This is a genomic window from Micromonospora aurantiaca ATCC 27029 (assembly GCF_000145235.1).
GTDB classification, from domain to species: Bacteria; Actinomycetota; Actinomycetes; order Mycobacteriales; family Micromonosporaceae; genus Micromonospora; species Micromonospora aurantiaca.
Map to the genome: position 1 here is coordinate 1 of NC_014391.1, position 19,491 is coordinate 19,491.

16 protein-coding genes and 2 tRNA genes are annotated in these 19,491 nt (G+C 70.3%); 13 read left to right on the forward strand and 5 right to left on the reverse strand.

What is annotated here, in order from left to right:
• Positions 1-313 precede the first annotated feature (313 nt).
• The 6 genes from dnaA to MICAU_RS00030 all read left to right on the forward strand — a co-directional run bounded on the left by dnaA (position 314) and on the right by MICAU_RS00030 (position 6,984).
• The gene (gene dnaA / locus MICAU_RS00010) at positions 314-2,137 is read left to right on the forward strand and encodes a chromosomal replication initiator protein DnaA (RefSeq protein WP_013283211.1); all 1,824 of its coding nucleotides are present in this window, start codon (positions 314-316) and stop codon (positions 2,135-2,137) included.
• Between the two features lie 570 nt (positions 2,138-2,707).
• Positions 2,708-2,980, forward strand: coding sequence for a hypothetical protein (locus MICAU_RS32310; RefSeq protein ID WP_141722578.1), 273 nt, complete (start codon positions 2,708-2,710; stop codon positions 2,978-2,980).
• 212 nt (positions 2,981-3,192) lie between these two features.
• Positions 3,193-4,326 carry a DNA polymerase III subunit beta gene (gene dnaN / locus MICAU_RS00015; RefSeq protein ID WP_013283212.1) on the forward strand — a complete coding sequence of 378 codons (1,134 nt, stop codon included), beginning with the start codon at positions 3,193-3,195 and terminating at the stop codon, positions 4,324-4,326.
• A gap of 40 nt (positions 4,327-4,366) precedes the next feature.
• A complete protein-coding gene (gnd, locus tag MICAU_RS00020; protein ID WP_013283213.1) occupies positions 4,367-5,239 on the forward strand; it encodes a phosphogluconate dehydrogenase (NAD(+)-dependent, decarboxylating) in 873 nt (290 codons plus the stop codon).
• A 16-nt stretch (positions 5,240-5,255) separates the two neighbouring features.
• Positions 5,256-6,389, forward strand: a complete 1,134-nt coding sequence (recF, locus tag MICAU_RS00025) for a DNA replication/repair protein RecF (RefSeq protein ID WP_013283214.1) — start codon at positions 5,256-5,258, stop codon at positions 6,387-6,389.
• On the forward strand, positions 6,379-6,984 hold the full coding sequence (locus tag MICAU_RS00030; RefSeq protein ID WP_013283215.1) for a DciA family protein: 606 nt from the start codon (positions 6,379-6,381) through the stop codon (positions 6,982-6,984). The genes recF and MICAU_RS00030 overlap by 11 nt, the downstream gene beginning before the upstream one ends.
• On the opposite strand, the gene MICAU_RS00035 is transcribed toward MICAU_RS00030, so the two are convergent.
• Positions 6,975-7,214, reverse strand: a complete 240-nt coding sequence (locus MICAU_RS00035; RefSeq protein WP_013283216.1) for a hypothetical protein — start codon at positions 7,212-7,214, stop codon at positions 6,975-6,977. The genes MICAU_RS00030 and MICAU_RS00035 overlap by 10 nt on opposite strands.
• Positions 7,215-7,294: 80 nt before the next feature.
• On the opposite strand from MICAU_RS00035, the gene MICAU_RS00040 reads away from it, so the two are divergent.
• Positions 7,295-7,783, forward strand: coding sequence for a MarR family winged helix-turn-helix transcriptional regulator (locus tag MICAU_RS00040; protein WP_013283217.1), 489 nt, complete (start codon positions 7,295-7,297; stop codon positions 7,781-7,783).
• Here the strand turns inward: MICAU_RS00040 and MICAU_RS00045 are convergent.
• Complete coding sequence (locus MICAU_RS00045) at positions 7,768-8,322, reverse strand: hypothetical protein (RefSeq protein ID WP_013283218.1); 555 nt, start codon at positions 8,320-8,322, stop codon at positions 7,768-7,770. The genes MICAU_RS00040 and MICAU_RS00045 overlap by 16 nt on opposite strands.
• 547 nt (positions 8,323-8,869) lie before the next feature.
• Between MICAU_RS00045 and gyrB the strand changes: the two genes are divergently transcribed.
• From gyrB to MICAU_RS00070, 6 genes are all read left to right on the forward strand, one after another.
• The gene (gyrB, locus tag MICAU_RS00050) at positions 8,870-10,816 is read left to right on the forward strand and encodes a DNA topoisomerase (ATP-hydrolyzing) subunit B (RefSeq protein WP_013283219.1); all 1,947 of its coding nucleotides are present in this window, start codon (positions 8,870-8,872) and stop codon (positions 10,814-10,816) included.
• 130 nt (positions 10,817-10,946) lie between these two features.
• Positions 10,947-14,726 (forward strand): intein-containing DNA gyrase subunit A, encoded by a 3,780-nt coding sequence (gene gyrA / locus MICAU_RS00055; RefSeq protein ID WP_013283220.1) that lies wholly within the window; start codon positions 10,947-10,949, stop codon positions 14,724-14,726.
• A 3-nt stretch (positions 14,727-14,729) separates the two neighbouring features.
• Positions 14,730-15,656, forward strand: a complete 927-nt coding sequence (locus MICAU_RS00060; RefSeq protein ID WP_013283221.1) for a DUF3566 domain-containing protein — start codon at positions 14,730-14,732, stop codon at positions 15,654-15,656.
• A gap of 144 nt (positions 15,657-15,800) precedes the next feature.
• Positions 15,801-15,874: transfer RNA gene (locus MICAU_RS00065), tRNA-Ile, on the forward strand.
• A gap of 43 nt (positions 15,875-15,917) precedes the next feature.
• Positions 15,918-16,046 carry a DLW-39 family protein gene (locus MICAU_RS32905; RefSeq protein ID WP_013283222.1) on the forward strand — a complete coding sequence of 43 codons (129 nt, stop codon included), beginning with the start codon at positions 15,918-15,920 and terminating at the stop codon, positions 16,044-16,046.
• A 10-nt stretch (positions 16,047-16,056) separates the two neighbouring features.
• Positions 16,057-16,132: transfer RNA gene (locus MICAU_RS00070), tRNA-Ala, on the forward strand.
• A gap of 55 nt (positions 16,133-16,187) precedes the next feature.
• On the opposite strand, the gene MICAU_RS00075 is transcribed toward MICAU_RS00070, so the two are convergent.
• Genes MICAU_RS00075 through MICAU_RS00085 form a run of 3 tightly spaced genes read right to left on the reverse strand, consistent with a single transcriptional unit; the run spans position 16,188 to position 19,290 of the window.
• Complete coding sequence (locus MICAU_RS00075; RefSeq protein ID WP_244879703.1) at positions 16,188-17,300, reverse strand: tyrosine-type recombinase/integrase; 1,113 nt, start codon at positions 17,298-17,300, stop codon at positions 16,188-16,190.
• A 35-nt stretch (positions 17,301-17,335) separates the two neighbouring features.
• Entirely contained in the window at positions 17,336-17,533 is a 198-nt protein-coding gene (locus MICAU_RS00080) for a helix-turn-helix domain-containing protein (RefSeq protein ID WP_013283224.1), read from the reverse strand.
• Complete coding sequence (locus MICAU_RS00085; RefSeq protein WP_013283225.1) at positions 17,533-19,290, reverse strand: replication initiator; 1,758 nt, start codon at positions 19,288-19,290, stop codon at positions 17,533-17,535. The genes MICAU_RS00080 and MICAU_RS00085 overlap by 1 nt, the downstream gene beginning before the upstream one ends.
• Positions 19,291-19,491: the final 201 nt, after the last annotated feature.

Below are 19,491 nucleotides of genomic sequence, written 5' to 3' on the forward strand. Positions count from 1 at the left end.
TTCACTGATGTTGCCAAGGTCGTCAGGGTGTCGCCGGTTGATGCTGTGGGGTCCGCGCTGTTAGCGTGCGCGATTGCGGTCGGCGTCGGGGGTCCGGGGTTTGTCGCCGATCGGCAAGACCGGACACGCTGTTGAATCGTTCGGCACGGTGAACCCGCTTCAACGCCTCCCCGGATCGAGGGGGGCAGGTCCGACCCGCGTCCGGTGGGCGGCCACAATCGGTCGGTACACAGGCTGTGGATAACTTGTGGATGACGACCGGTCAGCCGTCCGGGCGGGCGTGAGAAGGAGCAGGCGAGGGGGTGGCACGACGGTGACCGGAGCGACCGACCTTGCCGCGGTGTGGACGGCGACCACCGACGAACTCGCCGACGAGATCATCTCCGCGCAGCAACGGGCGTACCTCCGGCTCACCCGGCTGCGGGCGATCGTCGAGGACACGGCGCTGCTCTCGGTGCCGGACGCCTTCACCCGGGACGTGATCGAGTCCCGGCTCCGCCCGGCCATCACCGAGGCGTTGAGCCGCCGGCTCGGCCGGCCGATCCAGGTGGCCGTCACCGTGCGGGTCTCCGACGACCCGAGCGCCCGCCCGGCCGGCACTGTCTACCGCAGCGGCCCGGAGCCGCTGCCCGAGCACGACGCCGCCGCCCCGCTGCCCGGCTTCGACCAGCCCGCGTCCGCCTTCCCGTCGCCGCGCCCGGAACCCGGGTACGCCGAGGCCGGGTACGCCGAACCGCGCCCGGAGCAGCCGCTCGACGAGCCGGCGCCGCGCCAGCGGACCGCCGACGGCGGCGGCCGCCCGCACCTCATTCCGGCCGGCCGGGACGCGCAGGACACGCTCTTCAGCGCTGCGTTCGCCGAGCCGGTACGCACCGCGCCCGAGCGCCGCGCCTTCGACGAGCGCACCCGCATCGAGCCGCCCGTGCCCGACGCCGGCGGATACGAGCCCCGATACCGGGAGAGTCCGCCCGCCGACCCCGCGCCGATGCGCGGCCTGCCGCGCGACGGCGCCACCGACAACGGCCCCGGCCGGGGTGGCGCCGACCACCACCGTCCGGGCGGCGGCGGCCAGGCCGATCGCAGGCTCCCCGGCGGTACGGAGAGCGGCGGTAACCGGCTCAACCCGAAGTACATGTTCGAAACTTTCGTCATCGGCTCGTCCAACCGGTTCGCGCACGCCGCGAGCGTGGCGGTGGCCGAGTCGCCGGCGAAGGCGTACAACCCGCTGTTCATCTACGGCAGCTCCGGGCTGGGCAAGACCCACCTGCTGCACGCCATCGGGCACTACGCCACGACGCTCGGCAACGCGCGCTCGGTCCGGTACGTCTCGACCGAGGAGTTCACGAACGACTTCATCAACTCGCTGCGCGACGACAAGACGAGCGCGTTCCAGCGCCGCTACCGGGACGTGGACATCCTCCTGATCGACGACATCCAGTTCCTGGAGAACCGGGAGCGGACGCAGGAGGAGTTCTTCCACACCTTCAACACCCTGCACAACGCCAACAAGCAGATCGTGATCACGTCCGACCGCTCGCCGAAGCAGCTGGCGACGCTGGAGGACCGGCTGCGTACGCGGTTCGAGTGGGGTCTGCTCGCCGACATCCAGCCGCCTGACCTGGAGACGCGGATCGCGATCCTGCAGAAGAAGGCGGCGCAGGAGCGGCTGTTCGCCCCGCCGGACGTGCTGGAGTTCATCGCGTCCCGGGTGTCGAACTCGATCCGCGAACTGGAGGGGGCGCTGATCCGGGTCACCGCCTTCGCCAGCCTCACCCGATCCTCGGTCGAGCTGTCGCTGGCCGAGGAGGTGCTGCGGGACTTCATCCCGGACGGCGCCGGCCCGGAGATCACCGCGGACCAGATCATGGTGTCCACGGCCGACTACTTCGGCGTGAGCCTGGAGGACCTGCGCGGCCACTCCCGCTCCCGGGTGCTGGTGAACGCGCGTCAGGTGGCCATGTACCTGTGCCGCGAGCTGACCGACCTGTCGCTGCCCCGAATCGGGCAGGCGTTCGGCGGCCGGGACCACACGACGGTGATGCACGCGGACCGCAAGATCCGCCAGCAGATGGCGGAGCGGCGCTCGCTCTACAACCAGATCGCCGAGCTGACGAACCGCATCAAGCAGAACACCTGACCGTCTCTCTGCTCGCGCTGCCTCTTTCCCTCACCGCTCCCGCCGCGGACGTCCCCGCAGATCTTGGAAGCTTGGCGCCCTCATAGGGGCCGTTTCCTACCAAGATCTCGCCAGAGCTGAACGTCACACCTCACGCGTGACCTGAACGCAGCCACGGTCCCCACCCTCACCGGCCGACCGTTCGCGTCGATCATGAGGTTAGCGGCGACAAACCGGACGCCAGATGCCGCCAACTTCATGGTCGACCCGAGCAGGGCTGGGCGGGGCGGGCGGAGTCGCGGGAGGGGCGGCGTGACCTAGTGACCATTTCGGCGCCGACGCGGCGGGCTCGGGCGGGTGGCAAGTAGCCGACAGCGGGGATCGGTTGACCCTCGACCCGGTGGAGGGCCCAGGATCTGTCGTGTGCTCGTCCACAGCTCGTACCCGTTGTCCACAGCCCCTGTGTCACAGGCAGTGGACAACCACGCTTTGCACCCGGCCGGTTACCCACAGACTGTGGACAACTCCTGGGGACGACGCTGTGGATGCCTGGGGACAACGCAGTCGTCATCCCCAGACGACGGTCTGCCTGTGGGCGAGCTGTTGAAGGTTCTGGGGATGACGGCTCTCGACCCTGTCGGCGTTGTCCACAGCGCTGGGGAGAAAACCGGTGGATTACCGGTGGACAACCGGTGGACAGCCGTGGAAAACCCGGCGGCCGGCGAGGGCTGTGGACCGGGACACGAGTTTTACCCCTGGTTCTCCACAGCCAAACCACCGGTGGATAACGTGTCTGACCTGCGCGGACGCCGGTTCTCCACAGTTTGCACAGGTGCGATGAAGACGATGAGTTATCTCTTCTAAACAACAAAAACCAATCATCACCGTTGGACTTCCTGTGGATCGGGCCGGAGCACTGCCGTCGGCAGTCGCCCGGGGCACCTGGATCCACGGGGTCGGGCGCACAGCCGATGTCCCAGCGCCTTAAGGTGCGATGGGTACCCGCACGGTCGGGCGGGACGGGTGGCAGCGGTCGGCATGAGAGAGTTGTCGCTGACGTCGACGCGGAGGCATTGATGAAGTTCCGAGTGGAGCGCGACGCGCTCGCCGAGGCGGTCGCGTGGACCGCCAAGAGCCTGCCCAACCGACCCTCCGTACCGGTGCTGGCCGGGGTGATGCTCCGCGTCACCGACGGCAACCTGCAGGTCTCCGGCTTCGACTACGAGGTCTCCAGCCAGGTGACGGTCGAGGTGCAGGGTGACGCGGACGGCGCCGCCCTGGTCTCCGGCCGCCTGCTCGCCGAGATCACCAAGGCCCTGCCGGCCAAGCCGGTGGACATCGCCGCCGTCGGCGCCCACCTCGAACTGGTCTGCGGCAGCGCCCGGTTCACGCTGCCCACCATGCCGGTGGAGGACTACCCGACGCTGCCGGAGATGCCGGAGAGCGCGGGCACCGTCGACGCCGCCGCCTTCGCCTCCGCCGTGGCCCAGGTGGCTGTCGCCGCGGGCCGCGACGAGACGCTGCCGATGATGACCGGCGTACGGATCGAGCTGAGCGGCAGCACGATGGCCATGCTGGCGACCGACCGCTACCGCCTCGCGCTGCGCGAGATGGAGTGGAACCCGGACGACCCGGAGATCAGCCTCAACGCGCTGGTGCCGGCCCGTACGCTGCACGACACCGCGAAGGCGCTCGGCCCACTCGGTGGCCACGTCACCATGGCGCTGTCCTCCGGCGGCGCCGGTGAGGGCATGATCGGTTTCTCCGGTGGCACCCGCCGGACCACCAGCCGCCTGCTCGACGGCGCCAACTACCCGCCGGTGCGCTCGCTGTTCCCGGCCGACCACAACGCCGAGGCCCGCGTCGCCGTCGCCGCGCTCATCGAGGTGGTCAAGCGCGTCGCGCTGGTCGCCGAGCGCACCACCCCGGTGCTGCTCAGCTTCAGCGCCGACGGTCTCGTGGTCGAGGCGGGCGGCACCGAGGAGGCACGGGCCAGCGAGGCCATGGAGGCCACCTTCAGCGGCGAGCCGCTGACCATCGGGTTCAACCCGCAGTACCTCATCGACGGCCTGGCCAACCTGGGCGCGCAGCACGCCCTGCTCCGGTTCGTCGACGCGTTCAAGCCCGCGGTCATCTCCCCGGCAGGCGAGGATGGCGAGGTCATCCCGGGGTACCGGTACCTCATTATGCCGATCCGCGTGTCCCGCTGATCGCAGGCAGCACGACCCTGACGTACGGAGGTAGGAGCAGATGCAGCTCGGCCTGGTAGGACTCGGCCGCATGGGCGGCAACATGCGGGAGCGGTTGCGCGCCGCCGGGCACGAGGTGGTCGGCTACGACCACAACCCGGAGATCAGCGACGCCGCGAGCCTGGCCGAGCTTGCCGAGAAGCTCCAGTCGCCCCGCGCGGTCTGGGTCATGGTCCCCGCCGGCGTCACCGACGCCACCATCGACGAGCTCGCCGGTGTGCTCGGCGAGGGCGACATCATCATCGACGGCGGCAACTCCCGGTTCAGCGACGACGCCCCGCGCGCCGAGCGGCTGAACGAGCAGGGCATCGGCTACATCGACGTCGGCGTCTCCGGCGGCGTCTGGGGCCGGCAGAACGGGTACGCGCTGATGGTCGGCGGCGCGCAGGAGCACGTCGAGCGCCTCATGCCGATCTTCGAGTCGCTCAAGCCCGAGGGCGAGTTCGGCTTCGTGCACGCCGGCCCGGTCGGCGCCGGCCACTACGCCAAGATGGTGCACAACGGCATCGAGTACGGCCTGATGCACGCCTACGCCGAGGGCTACGAGCTGCTGGCGGCCTCGGAGCTGGTGACGAACGTCCCCGGCGTGTTCAAGTCGTGGCGCGAGGGCACCGTCGTGCGCTCCTGGCTGCTCGACCTGCTGGACCGGGCACTCGACGAGGATCCGGAACTGGCCGAGCTGAGCGGCTACACCGAGGACACCGGCGAGGGCCGCTGGACCGTGGACGAGGCGGTCCGGCTCGCCGTACCGCTCAACGTCATCACCGCGTCGCTCTTCGCCCGGTTCGCCTCCCGGCAGGACGACTCGCCCGCGATGAAGGCCGTCGCCGCGCTGCGCCAGCAGTTCGGCGGCCACGCCGTCCACAAGCGCTGACCGGTATCCACAGGCTGTGTACGTCCGCCGGCTCGAACTGGTCGACTTCCGCTCGTACGAGCGCGTCGGCGTCGACCTGGAGCCGGGGCCGAACGTGCTCGTCGGCGCCAACGGCGTCGGCAAGACCAACCTGGTCGAGGCGCTGGGTTACGTGGCGACCCTGGATTCGCACCGGGTCGCCACCGACGCCCCGCTGGTCCGGATGGGCGCCGCCTCGGCGGTGATCCGGTGCGCGGTGGTGCACGAGGGCCGGGAGCTGCTGGTCGAGCTGGAGATCGTTCCGGGCAAGGCCAACCGGGCCCGCCTCGGCCGGTCCCCGGCCCGCCGCGCCCGGGACGTGCTCGGCGCGCTGCGCCTGGTGCTGTTCGCGCCGGAGGACCTGGAACTGGTCCGCGGCGACCCGGCTGAACGCCGCCGCTACCTGGACGACCTGCTGGTCACCCGCCAGCCCCGCTATGCCGGTGTCCGTGCCGACTACGAGCGTGTGGTCAAGCAACGCAACGCGCTGCTGCGTACGTCGTACCTCGCTCGGAAGACCGGCGGCACACGCGGCGGTGACCTGTCGACGCTGGCCGTGTGGGACGCGCATCTGGCGCAGCACGGCGCGGACCTGCTCGCCGGCCGCCTGGAGCTGGTGGCCGCGCTGACCCCGCACGTGGCGAAGGCGTACGACGCGGTGGCGGCCGGACGTGGCGCGGCGGGCATCGCGTACCGGCCCTCGGTGGAGCTGCCCGAACCCGGCGCCGACCGCGCGGCGCTGGCGGAGGCGCTCGCCGCCGCGCTCACCGCGAACCGCGCCGCCGAGATCGAGCGCGGCACCACACTCGTCGGCCCGCACCGCGACGACCTGGCGCTGACGCTCGGCCCGCTGCCCGCCAAGGGGTACGCGAGCCACGGCGAGTCCTGGTCGTACGCGCTGGCGTTGCGGCTGGCCGGGTACGACCTGCTGCGCGCCGACGGGATCGAGCCGGTGCTGGTGCTCGACGACGTCTTCGCCGAGCTGGACACCGGCCGGCGGGAGCGGCTGGCCGAGCTGGTCGGCGGCGCGAGCCAGCTCCTGGTCACCTGCGCGGTGGACGACGACGTGCCGGCGACGCTGCGCGGCACCCGGTACGCGGTGGGCGAGAGGACGGTGCGACGTGCCGGATGACGAGGTGCAGCTCCCGCCCGCGCGGCTCGGGCCGGGACGCGACGCGCGTACCCCGGGGAAGCCCGCGGACGGCGAGCCGGCCGCGAAGCTGCCGGAGGGCACGGCCGGGCCGGAACTGGCGCGGGCGGTGCTCGACGCGGCGAAGGCCCGGCGGCAGGCGGCGGCCCCGCGACGGCGCGGCGCGGTCCGCGGCGACGGCGAGAAGCGGCTGCGCGGCTACTCCGGCCCGGGGCCGGACCCGCGCGACCCGCAGCCGCTCGGCGCGGTGCTGGACAAGCTGATGAAGGCGCGCGGCTGGCAGCAGCCGGCCGCCGAGGCGACCGTGTTCGGCGCGTGGGAGAAGGTGGTCGGCCCGGAGGTCGCGCAGCACAGCCGCCCGGTCAAGCTGGAGGACGGCGAGCTGACCGTGGAGGCGCGTTCGACGGCGTGGGCGACCCAGTTGCGCCTGCTGGCGGGCTCGCTGTTGCAGCAGATCGCCCGGGAGGTCGGCCACAACGTGGTGCGCAAGCTGCACATCCACGGGCCGGCGGCGCCGTCGTGGTCGCGCGGTCCCCGACGGGTACGCGGGCGCGGCCCTCGCGACACCTACGGCTGACCGACACCGCCCGAACGCCGCGCCTCCCGCCGGGCGCGCTTGAGTTCGCGCTGCTCGCGGCTCCACTGCTTGCGACGCTCCAGGTCTTCCTTCCACGCGTCGCGGGCCAGCTTCGAGCCGCCCTGCACCGCGCCCTGCACCTGGGACGGGCCGGCGAGGTTGCGGAACACCCAGCCCAGCAGACGGCCACCCTTGCCGGAGGCGTCGCCCACCTGCTCGTCGTCGCTCATCCCGCCGCCTCTCTGTTTGTGTGCAAACCATTGGTACACCAATCATTGCTACGATCGCAACGACGACGAGGAGGACGCGGGTGACCGACGGCATCGAGGAGGACCCCCTGGCGCTGGAGCAGCAGGTCTGCTTCGCGCTCTCAGTCGCCGCCCGGAGCGTCGTCGCTGTCTACCGGCCGCTGCTGGAGCCGATGGGGCTCACCCACCCGCAATACCTGGTGATGCTGGCGCTCTGGCAGCACGCGCCGCTGTCCGGCCGGGATCTGAGCCGGCTGCTCCAACTCGACCCGGGCACGCTGTCACCGCTGCTCAAGCGGCTGGAGGCGGCCGGCTACATCCGGCGGGAACGCGACGCCGCCGACGAGCGCAGCCTGGCCGTCTCGCTCACCGCCGAGGGGCAGGCGCTGCGGGCGCAGGCCGAGCGGATCCCGCCGGCCATCGTGCAGCGCCTCGGCCTGCCGCTGGCCGACCTGCGGCACCTGCACACGGCGCTGACCGAGGTGATCGCGGCAGCCAACCAGGCCACGTCTTCTTCCGGCGCTGCGGCGCCCGGTCAGGCGTCGGCGTAGACCGCGAAGCCCCGCTCCGCGCAGCGCCGGTAGAAGGCCGCCAGCACGCTCAGCTCGGCGCAGGTGAAGTTCCACTGCGGCGGATCGCCGCTCTCGTCCCGCAGCCGGTCGAGCCGGCTGTCGAGCCAGCGGAGCTGCTGCTCGGCCAGCCGCCCGTCGCCGAGCAGCGCGCGCAGCACCTCGCTCACCGACTCGAACGTGACCGGCTCGCCGTACGGCCGGTGCCGTGCGACGAACTTCTCCACGCCCTCGGCGATCCAGGAGCAGCCGTCCGGGTCGATCACCGGGTCCTCGTCCTCGACCGCGTTTTCCGTGGCGTAGAGCACATTCTCCAGCCCGAGGATCAAATCGACCAATTCGGTGTACGCGGTCGCGCGTACCGTGCCGGTCTTCGCGATCAGCTCGGCGAGCGCCGCGGTCGGCGCGGAGATCCGGGGCATGTCCACGATCTCGCCGAAGTCCACGAACTCAGCCGGCGCGACCGGATCGTAGAAGCGGCCGGTCCGCGGCCAGTGCACCGCGACGTTGTCCAGCCCCATCTGGCGTCACCTCTCACCAAGCGTTTTCGGACCATCTCCGACGATCGTCCCGGTTCCGGGCGCAAAAGATCAAGACCGCAACGGCGGCGCCGCAAAAGCTACGGCACGCCGGGCCCGGCCGCGACCCCCGGTCGGGGCAGCCGCCGATCACCGGTCGGATGACCGTCGTGGCTCACGGTGGCCGGTGGCGCGGTACCGCCCCAATGGCGTGTAGGGGGAGTCGTGGGCAACGCGGTTCGTCCGGCTACGGCATTCTCAGCCGCCTCGGAGAGGGTGCCGAGTGGCGGTTTGGTCGGCTCCGCACAGTAAGATTGAGGGCGAGACGAAAGACCCGAGACGGAGCGACGGACAGGGGCCCGCATGAGCCCTCGATCATAGTCCCGCATCGGGTCCGAGCCGATCGCGATCCGCGGGCAACCGCGGCGCCCGGCGTACATGATCCGAGCCTGGCGATCCCAGGGGCGGTCCATGCGCGCCGACGTCGTGTCCTGTCCGCCGAACCCGCGCCCCGCGCCCATGCGCGGCCGGTGCGAGAAAGTGGCCGAGCGTGGCAGCGGAGGACAACAAGAAGTACGGTGCCGAGTCCATCACCGTTCTCGAAGGCCTGGAAGCGGTCCGGAAGCGGCCCGGTATGTACATCGGGTCCACCGGCGAGCGCGGTCTGCACCACCTGGTGTGGGAGGTCGTCGACAACGCGGTGGACGAGGCGCTGGCCGGGCACTGCGACACCATCGACGTGGTGCTGCTGGCCGACGGCGGTGTCCGGGTGACCGACAACGGCCGTGGCTTCCCGGTCGACCTGCACCCCAAGCTGAAGAAGCCGGGTGTCGAGGTCGCCCTGACCGTGCTGCACGCGGGAGGCAAGTTCGACGGCAAGGCGTACGCCGTCTCCGGCGGCCTGCACGGCGTCGGCGTCTCCGTGGTGAACGCGCTGTCCACCAGGATGGCCGTGGAGATCCACAAGGACGGCTTCGTCTGGCGTCAGCAGTACCACCACTCCAAGCCGACGCCGCTGGAGAAGGGCGAGGCGACCGACCGCACCGGTTCGGCTGTCTCCTTCTGGCCCGACCCGGACGTCTTCGAGACCGTCGACTTCGACTTCCACACGATCTACCGGCGCCTCCAGGAGATGGCCTTCCTCACCCGGGGTCTCACCATCCACCTGCTCGACGAGCGGGTGCCGGAGGACGAGGACGGCAAGACCCGCGAGGTCACCTTCCACTACGAGGGCGGCATCGCCGACTTCGTCCGGCACCTCAACGCCTCCAAGAGCCCGATCCACAAGACGGTGGTCGAGTTCGGCGCCGAGGAGACGGGCATGTCGGTCGAGATCGCCATGCAGTGGAACGAGTCGTACGGCGAGTCGGTCTACACCTTCGCCAACAACATCAACACCCACGAGGGCGGCACCCACGAGGAGGGCTTCCGGGCCGCGCTGACGAGCGTCGTCAACCGCTACGGCGCCGAGAAGAAGCTGCTCAAGGGCGACGAGCGCCTCTCCGGTGAGGACATCCGCGAGGGCCTGGCCGCGATCATCTCGGTCAAGCTCACCGATCCGCAGTTCGAGGGTCAGACCAAGACCAAGCTGGGCAACACCCCGGTCAAGGGCTTCGTGCAGCGGGTCTGCAACGAGTCGCTCGTCGACTGGTTCGACCGCAACCCGGCCGAGGCGAAGATCATCATCCAGAAGGCCTCCCAGGCGGCCCGGGCCCGGATCGCCGCCCAGCAGGCGCGCAAGCTCGCCCGGCGCAAGTCGCTGCTGGAGTCCGGCTCGATGCCCGGCAAGCTGGCCGACTGCCAGTCCACCGACCCGCGCGAGTCCGAGGTCTTCATCGTCGAGGGCGACTCGGCCGGCGGTTCGGCCAAGCAGGGCCGCGACCCGCGTACGCAGGCGATCCTGCCGATCCGCGGCAAGATCCTCAACGTGGAGAAGGCCCGGATCGACCGGGTGCTGAAGAACAACGAGGTGCAGGCGCTGATCACCGCGCTCGGCACCGGCATCCACGACGACTTCGACATCGAGAAGCTGCGCTACCACAAGATCGTGCTGATGGCCGACGCCGACGTCGACGGCCAGCACATCCAGACGCTGCTGCTCACGCTGCTGTTCCGGTTCATGCGGCCGCTGGTCGAGCTGGGGCACGTCTACCTGGCCGCCCCGCCGCTCTACAAGATCAAGTGGAACAAGAAGGGCGATGACGCCCAGTACGCGTACTCGGACCGGGAACGCGACGGGCTGATCGCACTGCGCCAGCAGAAGAAGCCCAACGCCCGCCCGGACGACATCCAGCGGTTCAAGGGTCTCGGCGAGATGAACTACCCCGAGCTGTGGGAGACCACGATGAACCCGGCCACGCGTACGCTGCGCCAGGTCACGCTCGACGACGCCGCCACCGCGGACGAGCTGTTCAGCGTCCTGATGGGTGAGGACGTCGAGGCTCGCCGGTCGTTCATCCAGCGCAACGCCAAGGACGTGCGGTTCCTGGACATCTGACGGACGCGCCCGGGTCGGCCGGCGATCCACCGGCCGACCCGGCGATCCACAGAGTTATCCACAGTCTGGCCGCTTTCCACAGCCGTTATCCACAGCGAGACCACGACTCTGAGTCTGATAAGGGTTAACAGTGACCGATACTCCCGAGTCCACCCCGAACGAGCCGGAGACCCCGGAACCACTGGCGGCGGTCGTCCAGCACGACCGGATCGAGCCGGTCGGCCTCGAGGTCGAGATGCAGCGCTCGTACCTCGACTACGCGATGAGCGTCATCGTCGGGCGGGCCCTGCCGGACGTCCGGGACGGGCTCAAGCCGGTCCACCGCAAGATCCTCTACGCCATGTTCGACTCCGGCTACCGGCCGGACCGCGGGTACGTGAAGTGCTCCCGCGTCGTCGGCGACGTGATGGGCCAGTTCCACCCGCACGGCGACTCGGCCATCTACGACGCGCTGGTCCGGATGGCGCAGCCGTGGTCGCTGCGCTACCCGCTGGTCGACGGCAACGGCAACTTCGGCTCGCCGGGAAATGATCCGGCTGCGGCCATGAGGTACTGCCTTGCGGCAGATGTCCGGGTTCGTACCGTCGACGGCACCGTCCGGATCGGCGACGTCGTGCCGGACGCCGCGCCGAGCAGCGAGACCGACGTCGACCTCAAGGTCCGTGACCGCAACGGCGACCTGGTCCGTGCCAGCAGGTTCTTCCACTCCGGCGAGCACCCCACGCTGCGGCTGCGCACCCGTGAGGGGTACGAGCTGACCGGCACCCACAACCACCCGGTGCTCTGCCTGGTGAACGTGGCCGGTGTGCCGACCCTGCTGTGGAAGCTGCTTGCCGAGATCGCCCCGGGCGACCGGGTGGCCCTCCAGCGCACCGTGCCGGACGAGATCGGCTACCCGATGCTGGAGCACGTCGAGGCAGCCGTGCTCGCGGGCGCGCTCGTGTCCGAGGGGTGGGTGTCCGAGCAGCGAGCCGGCTTCAACAACGTGGACCGGGAGTTCTTCGTCCGGGTCCTCACCGCCTATGACCTCGCGGTCGGCGGCCCCCGGTACGTCGCCGAGCGGGTCATCGACTCGGGCAGCACGCTGCACGAACTCGATGTACAGAACCTCGCCGCACTGCGGGCGAGCGTACTCGGCGAGATGGTGGGCGCGCGGAGCGCCGACAAGTTCGTGCCGGAGTTCGTCTGGCGCGGACCGGCCGCGGTCAAGCGGGCCTTCCTCCAGGCGCTGTTCGAGGGCGACGGCTCGTCGTCGCTGCTGCCCCGCCGCACGATCCAGGTCTCCTACTCGACCCGCAGCGAGCGGCTGGCCCGCGAGGTGCAGCAACTGCTGCTGGAATTCGGCGTGGTCAGCCGGCAGTGCCGGTACGACGACGGCGAGATCAAGGTCGTCGTCACCAACCGGCGGGACGCCCGGATCTTCGCCGCTCACGTCGGATTCCTCGGCCGCAAGCAGGCCAAGCTGGAATCCGAGCTGGCCCAGGTGCCGGCGAGCAGCACCGCGCTCTCCGGCGATCACGTGCCGTTCGTCGGTGACTTCGTCCGCGAGCACGGCGCGAGCCGCTGGACCGAGCGTGACTGGCTGCGCCGGCACAACGTGGACCGGATCGAGCGCTGGGAGCGGGACCGCGACGAGATCGCCGCCCGGATCACCGAGCCGGGCATCCTCGACGTGGTCGAACCGCTCGTCGACGGCCGCTTCTACTACGCCGAGGTGACCGACGTCACCGACGCCGGTGTGCAGCCGGTCTACAGCATCCGGGTGGACACCGAGGACCACTCGTTCGTCTCCGACGGTTTCGTCAGCCACAACACCGAGTGCAAGCTCGACCCGCTGGCGATGGAGATGCTGCGGGACATCGACGAGGACACCGTCGACCTCCAGGACAACTACGACGGCCGGGCCAAGGAGCCCACCATCCTGCCGTCGCGTATCCCGAACCTGCTGATCAACGGCTCCGAGGGCATCGCGGTCGGCATGGCCACCAAGATCCCGCCGCACAACCTGCGCGAGATCGGCGCGGCCGTGCAGTGGTGCCTGGAGCACCCGGAGGCCGACGAGGCCACCACGCTGGAAGCCCTCCTGGAGATCGTCAAGGGCCCGGACTTCCCGACCCACGGCCTGATCGTCGGTCAGGCGGGCATCCAGGACGCGTACCGGACCGGGCGCGGCTCGATCCGCATGCGCGCCGTGGTCGAGGTCGAGGAGGACAAGCGGGGCCGGCCGGCGCTCGTGGTCAGCGAGCTGCCGTACCAGGTCAACCCGGACAACCTCGCCGAGCGCATCGCCGAGCTGATCAAGGAGGGCAAGCTCGCCGGCATCGCCGACATCCGCGACGAGTCCTCCGGGCGTACCGGCATGCGGATCGTGCTCGTGCTCAAGCGCGACGCGGTCGCCAAGGTGGTGCTGAACAACCTCTACAAGCACACCCAGCTCCAGGAGACGTTCGGCGCCAACATGCTGGCGCTCGTCGACGGCGTGCCGCGCACGCTGAACCTGGCCCAGTTCATCCGCTACTACGTCGAGCACCAGATCGAGGTGATCCGGCGGCGGACCGCGTTCCGGCTGCGCAAGGCCGAGGAGCGGGCGCACATCCTGCGCGGTCTGTCCAAGGCGCTGGACGCGCTGGACGAGGTGATCGCCCTGATCCGGCGCTCGCCCACTGTGGAGGACGCACGGCAGGGCCTGATCCGGCTGCTGGACATCGACGAGGTCCAGGCGACCGCGATCCTGGACATGCAGCTGCGCCGGCTGGCCGCCCTGGAGCGGCAGCGGATCCTGGACGACCTGGCGAAGCTCGAAGTGGAGATCGCCGACCTCAAGGACATCCTGGCCAAGCCGGAGCGGCAGCGGCGGATCGTCTCGGAGGAGCTCGGCGAGATCGTCGCCAAGTGGGGCGACGACCGGCGTACGAAGATCGTCCCGTTCGACGGCGAGGTCTCGATGGAGGACCTCATTGCCCGCGAGGACGTGGTGGTGACGATCACCCGCACCGGGTACGCGAAGCGGACCAAGGTCGACCTCTACCGGTCGCAGCGGCGTGGCGGGAAGGGCGTCAGCGGGGCGACGCTCCGCCAGGACGACATCGTCAGCCACTTCTTCGTATGCTCTACCCACGACTGGATCCTGTTCTTCACGAACAAGGGTCGGGTCTACCGGGCGAAGGCGTACGAGCTTCCCGAGGCCAGTAGGGTGGCCAAGGGCCAGCACGTGGCCAACCTGCTCGCGTTCCAGCCCGACGAGCAGATCGCGCAGATCATTGAAATCCCGAACTACCAGGTGGCCCCCTACCTGGTACTGGCCACGAAGAACGGCCTGGTGAAGAAGACGCGGCTCGAGGAGTTCGACTCCAACCGTTCCGGCGGCATCATCGCGATCAACCTGCGCGATGAGGACGAGCTGGTCGGTGCGGTACTGGTCGCTCCGGAGGACGACCTGCTGCTCGTGTCGAAGAACGCCCAGGCGATCCGCTTCAACGCCACCGACGAGGCGCTGCGTCCGATGGGCCGGGCCACCTCCGGTGTGATCGGCATGCGCTTCAGCGGCGAGGACGAGTTGCTCGCCGTCGAGGTGGTGCGAGAGGGTCTGGACGTTCTGGTCGCGACGAACGGGGGTTACGCGAAACGTACCCCGATCGAGGAATACCCGGTCCAGGGCCGGGGAGGTAAGGGCGTGCTGACCGCGAAGATCACCGAGCGACGCGGTGGCCTGGTCGGCGCGGTCGTGATCGATCCGGAGGACGAGCTGTTCGCCATCACGAGCAACGGCGGCGTCATCCGGACTCCGGTGAAGCCTGTACGCCGTACGCGTGACCGGAACACAATGGGGGTCAAGCTGATGGACCTCCCGGACGGCGTGACTATCGTGGCGATTGCTCGCAATGCCGACGAGCCTGACGAACAGGACTAGTTGATGACGGAGACACAGGCGAAGTCGGGGAACAAGGGGACCTCGGCCACTCCGGTCGAGGAGGAGGCCGCGCAGGGCGGCACACCAGCGACCGGCCGCGCGGCTGTGGGCCGGGCCACGGTTCCCGCCGACGCGCCTGCCCCGAAGTTCACCCGGGCTCCCGGCATGGCCCCGCCTCCGGACAAGCCGGCCGAGGACTCCGGTTCCCGGGACTCGGCCGAGACCAAGGTCGACGCGCCGACATCGGCCGACGGTCTGGCCGCTCCGGCCGCCAAGCCCGCGAACGCCACGAGCACCCAGCCGATCAAGACCCCGTCGGCCGCCGGCCGGGCCTCCACCGGAACGACCGGCACGCAGCCGCGGATCGGTGCCGGCCTGGGCACCGCCCCGAAGACGTCGCCCGACGGCTCGCGCCCGAGCGGCGCCGCGAGCGCCCAGGCCCGGCCCGCCAACGGCGGCGGCCTGCCGCCGGGCATCAGCGGCGCGGCAGCCGTCGGCGCCGCGCGCGTGGGTGAGGCGGTACGCGCCGCGCGTACCTCGGTCAGCTCGGCCGCGTCGCGCGGACCGCGACGGGCCCGGCTGAACCTGAAGCGGATCGACCCGTGGTCGGTGATGAAGTTCGCCTTCGCGGTGTCGGTGGTGCTCTTCATCGTGGTCGTCGTGGCGACGTCGGTGCTCTACCTGGCGCTGGACGCCATGGGTGTGTTCAAGAGCGTCAACGACAGCCTCACCGACCTGGTGAACGCCGGCGGCGGCCAGGGTGGCGGCGGCTTCCGGATCACCGCCAAGGGCGTGATCCTGACGTCGGCGCTGATCGGCCTGGTGAACGTCGTGCTGTTCACCGCGCTGGCCACGCTCAGCGCGTTCGTCTACAACGTCTGCGCCGACCTGGTCGGCGGGATCGAGCTGACGCTCGCCGAGCGGGACTGATCGACCGGCGCCGGGGCACCGCGTAAAGCGGTCGCCCCGGCGTCGTGCGTCCGGGTAGGTTCGAGGTGGCGCGGGTGCTTCCCACCACAGACCCCCGATTTGGGCGCGGTGGAGGCGATGGGTTAACCTAGCTCGTCGCTACGCGGGGCTATAGCTCAGTCGGTTAGAGCGCAGAGCTGATAACTCTGAGGTCGCTGGTTCGATTCCAGCTAGCCCCACCGCACATCGTCCGACGACAGTCGAGCGCGAGGGGTCAAGCACATGTTCAAGAAGCTCCTGATCCTGGCCGGCATCGTCGGTGTGGCCGCCGTCGTGGCCAAGAAGGTCAAGGCCTCGAACGACGAGCGCGCCCTGTGGCACGAGGCGACCACGGCGCCCGACCTGCGCTGAACGCCGTCACGGGGCCCTAGCTCAACTGGCAGAGCACTGCCTTTGCAAGGCAGGGGTTAGGGGTTCGAGTCCCCTGGGCTCCACCAGCACTTTCCCCGGTTGATCTCGGTCCCGAGTACAGCCAATCGTACAGCCAAGCGGTCACGCCATGCCCTCCTCGCCGAGGACCCGGTCGATGGCCGAGGCAGCCTGACGAGCCCGCGCCGGCAGGACGTGCCCATAGGTGTCAGCCGTCATCCGGATCGTGGAGTGCCCGAGCAGCTCCATCACCGTGCGCAACTCCTCGCCCTGGTCGAGCAGGAACGTGGCGAATGCATGGCGCAGGTCGTGCAGGTGCAGCCAGTCCAGACCGGCCGCCGCGCGTAGCTGCTCGAAGCGGCGGTTGACGTTCCGCGGCTCCATCGCGGTGCCGATCGTGCTGGCGAAAACCAGCCCGAGATCTGACCACAGCTCCCCCGCCGCGAGCCGTTCTCTGGCCTGACGGACCCGCTGAGCCTCCAACGCCCGGACCGCCAACGCGGACAGTGGCAGAGGCCGACTCGACCGGTGCGTCTTCGGCGGCACGAACTCCAAGCCGCGGTCGGTGCGCTGGACCGTCTGGCGAACGAACAGCGCCTTACCGGGCAGGTCGACATCCGACCAGCGCAGGCCCAGCAGTTCCGCCCGGCGAAGCCCGGTGGCCAGCGCCAGGACGAACAGGGACTCCAACCGGTCCCCGGTGAGCACCGACAGCAGTTGCTTGGCTTCCTCGGGAGTCAGTGCCCGTCTTTCGACCCGGCCGAGGGCCGGTGGCTTGGCCGCCTTGGCGACGTTGCGCGCGACGAGGTCCATCCGCTCGGCGTCGGCCAGGGCGACGCGCAGAACTGCGTGAACCTTGATGATGCTGGCCGGCGCGAGCTTGCCGCGAAGCCCGGTGAGGAACCTCTGTACCTCCCGAGGCGTCAGCCGGTCGAGCTTCACCCGACCCAACCCCGGCACCAGGTGCTTAGTCACGGCCAGTCGGTAGCGGGCGAGCGTCGACGGCCGAGTGCCGTCGTGAGCCTTCACGTCCCTCAGCCACTCGGTCAGCCACGCTTCAACGGTCCGAGGCTGCGCGGTGAGGTCGACGCCGAGTTGAAGTTGGCGCCGCAGCTCGTCGCGCTTCCGGACCGCTTCAGCCTCGCTCTTGGCGTAGACGTACTTCCGCTTCCGCTTCCCGTCGATCCACCCGAGGTCGATGACCGCGGCCCACACGCCCGGCCGCTGCTCGTACACCGAGCCTTCCCCGTGAGCCCGACGGCGACGCCCCGTCATGCCGCGAACTCCTCATCAGCCGACAGGAACTCGTCAATTGCCGTCAGCGGGATCAGGCGAGCCCGGCCAGCCTTGATCGACCGCAGTCGCCCGGAGCGCATCAGGACGTAGACGGTGTCCCGGCAGACGCCCAGCAGGGCGGCAGCTTCGGCGGGGCGGACGCTTTTGGGAGCCACGGCGTGGGGCTGGATCATCACGCACGTCCTTCCGGGGAGTCGAGGTCGGATCGGGTCGGAACCGGGATGCCCTGTGTCGCCTTGTCTCTCGCCGCGAGCAGTGCCGCCTTCCACTGCGCGCGTTGCGACAGCGCCTTGAGGAGCCGGTGTTGCAGCGGCGGTAGGTCCGGGTCGTCGGGTCGGGCGAGTTCCCAGGCGTACGCGGGTGGGTCGTCCTGGTCGACGGCGTCGGCGTCGGCGGCGCCGACGGTGATGCCGAGGAGGTTGCGGACCCAGGCGCGGGCGTCGGCCCGGTGGTCGGCGAGGGTCTTCCCGGACCAGTCGCGGGAGACGAGGATGCGCCGGCCGCCGATGCCGAGGGTGGCGCGTTGGTGGACTTTGCCTTTGCAGCGGCCGGCTTGCAGACGTCCGTGTGCCTTCTTCGGCTGGATGCCGTAGAGCAGCCAGTTCGCGCACCGCTCGTTGCACGGCGTCACCCGCAGCTCGTGCCACAGCCGGTCGAGGTGGTCCCGCTGCCGGTCGGTATCGGGCTTGTGGCAGTCAGCCGCGGACTTGGTGATGTACTTCGTGATGTAACCGATGGTGCGGTTGGCGTGAACCGTCCCCGGGGTGACGCCCTCGGCGTGGACCTGCGATCCGAAGCGGACCACGTGAGCCGGTTGCGCGTCAGGGTCAGAGTCGATGAGATCCAGGGCGTCAGCCCACGAGCGCAGCGGTTCCCGACTGTCGGGGTCGATCCACTCCGCGCGGTCGGCGTCCCACACGGGTGGCCGGTCGAGGGAGTAGACCGGTTCGTCAGCGGCGGGCCACCAGACCTGGTGGTAGGTGGCGGCGGCTACCTGCCGCAGCACGGCGCGCGGGATGGTGCCGCGGATGGCGAAGTGGGCGTGTGGCGCGAGGCGCCGTTGGGGCTCGACGCACCCGGCGTACTGCACGTTCCAGCCCACGCAGCGCCGCAGGTTCTGCCAGAACCGGTCCAGGAGGCGGGCGAAGTGCACCGCGTCCCAGGCTGCGCGCCGGTAGTCGTAGGTGTCGGGGTTGACGGGGGTGCCGTCGGGCAGCACCCGGCCGTAGGTGTCCAGGGTGAGTGACAGCCACATGGACGGCCGGTGTTCGGTGCCGTCGGGCGCGGTGTAGACCTTCCCCACGGTGCGCGGCTCGACCTTCTTGCGCGGCAGGTCGGGGGCGTCTTGGCGGCGGCGGGTGGAGCGTTTGCGGCGTGCGTGGTTGTCGTCGTCCTGGTCGTGGGGTGGGGCGACGGCGCCGCGGAGTCCTTCGGCGGCGATGGCTTCCTCGACCTCCCCGATCGCCTCATCGATGGCGGGCACCTGGTCGAACTGTGCCGCGCGTTGGGCCTCGTCGCGGGCGAACTCCAGGTGAGCCCGCAGCAGGATCAACTCACGTTGCGCGTCGGTGGCCGGGTTCGGGCCGGGTGCGGGTTCGTCGGTGCGGTGCCAGCCCTCCCGGATCTGCGTCTGCCGCAGCCGGCGGGCACGTTTCGCGCACGGCTCGCACTTGTCTTCGCGGGTGGAGCCGCAGGGCAGGTCTACGACTTCGGTGTGGCCGGTGTGCAGGTCGGTGCGGCGCAGGGTGACCGGGTGCAGGCAGACGCCGTACTCGGCGGCCATCTCCGTGAGCACCTTGCGCGACATCGGCAGCGCGAGACGGGCTGCGCGGGTGCCGGGAGCCGGGCCGAGGTCAGCCGGGACGGTTACCGGGTTGGTGGTCGGTGGGGCCGGGTCGGGGGTGAGGCCGGGCAGGGTCGGGGCGGTCATCGGGTCACCTCCGGGGGGCGGGGAGCGGGGTGGAGTCGGTGGGGTGTGGCTGGCACGATTGGGGTGTCACCTCAACAGGCGCGGCGGGGCGCCCGAGGCGTGAGCCGAACCGGTGGGGGAAAGAGGCGGTGCAGGTGGTAGCCGCACGCGTGGCGCGCGATCGGCGTCCTGAATGAACACCACCGGACCCGTCATACAGAG

Coding starts and splice junctions, on each gene's coding strand:
- gnd (WP_013283213.1), top strand. CDS start 4,367: ATGCAGCTCGGCCTGGTAGGACTCGGCCGCATGGGCGGCAACATGCGG.
- MICAU_RS00035 (WP_013283216.1), bottom strand. CDS start 7,214: ATGAGCGACGACGAGCAGGTGGGCGACGCCTCCGGCAAGGGTGGCCGT.
- MICAU_RS32905 (WP_013283222.1), top strand. CDS start 15,918: ATGTTCAAGAAGCTCCTGATCCTGGCCGGCATCGTCGGTGTGGCCGCC.
- MICAU_RS00060 (WP_013283221.1), top strand. CDS start 14,730: ATGACGGAGACACAGGCGAAGTCGGGGAACAAGGGGACCTCGGCCACT.
- MICAU_RS00045 (WP_013283218.1), bottom strand. CDS start 8,322: ATGGGGCTGGACAACGTCGCGGTGCACTGGCCGCGGACCGGCCGCTTC.
- dnaN (WP_013283212.1), top strand. CDS start 3,193: ATGAAGTTCCGAGTGGAGCGCGACGCGCTCGCCGAGGCGGTCGCGTGG.
- MICAU_RS00080 (WP_013283224.1), bottom strand. CDS start 17,533: ATGATCCAGCCCCACGCCGTGGCTCCCAAAAGCGTCCGCCCCGCCGAA.
- MICAU_RS00085 (WP_013283225.1), bottom strand. CDS start 19,290: ATGACCGCCCCGACCCTGCCCGGCCTCACCCCCGACCCGGCCCCACCG.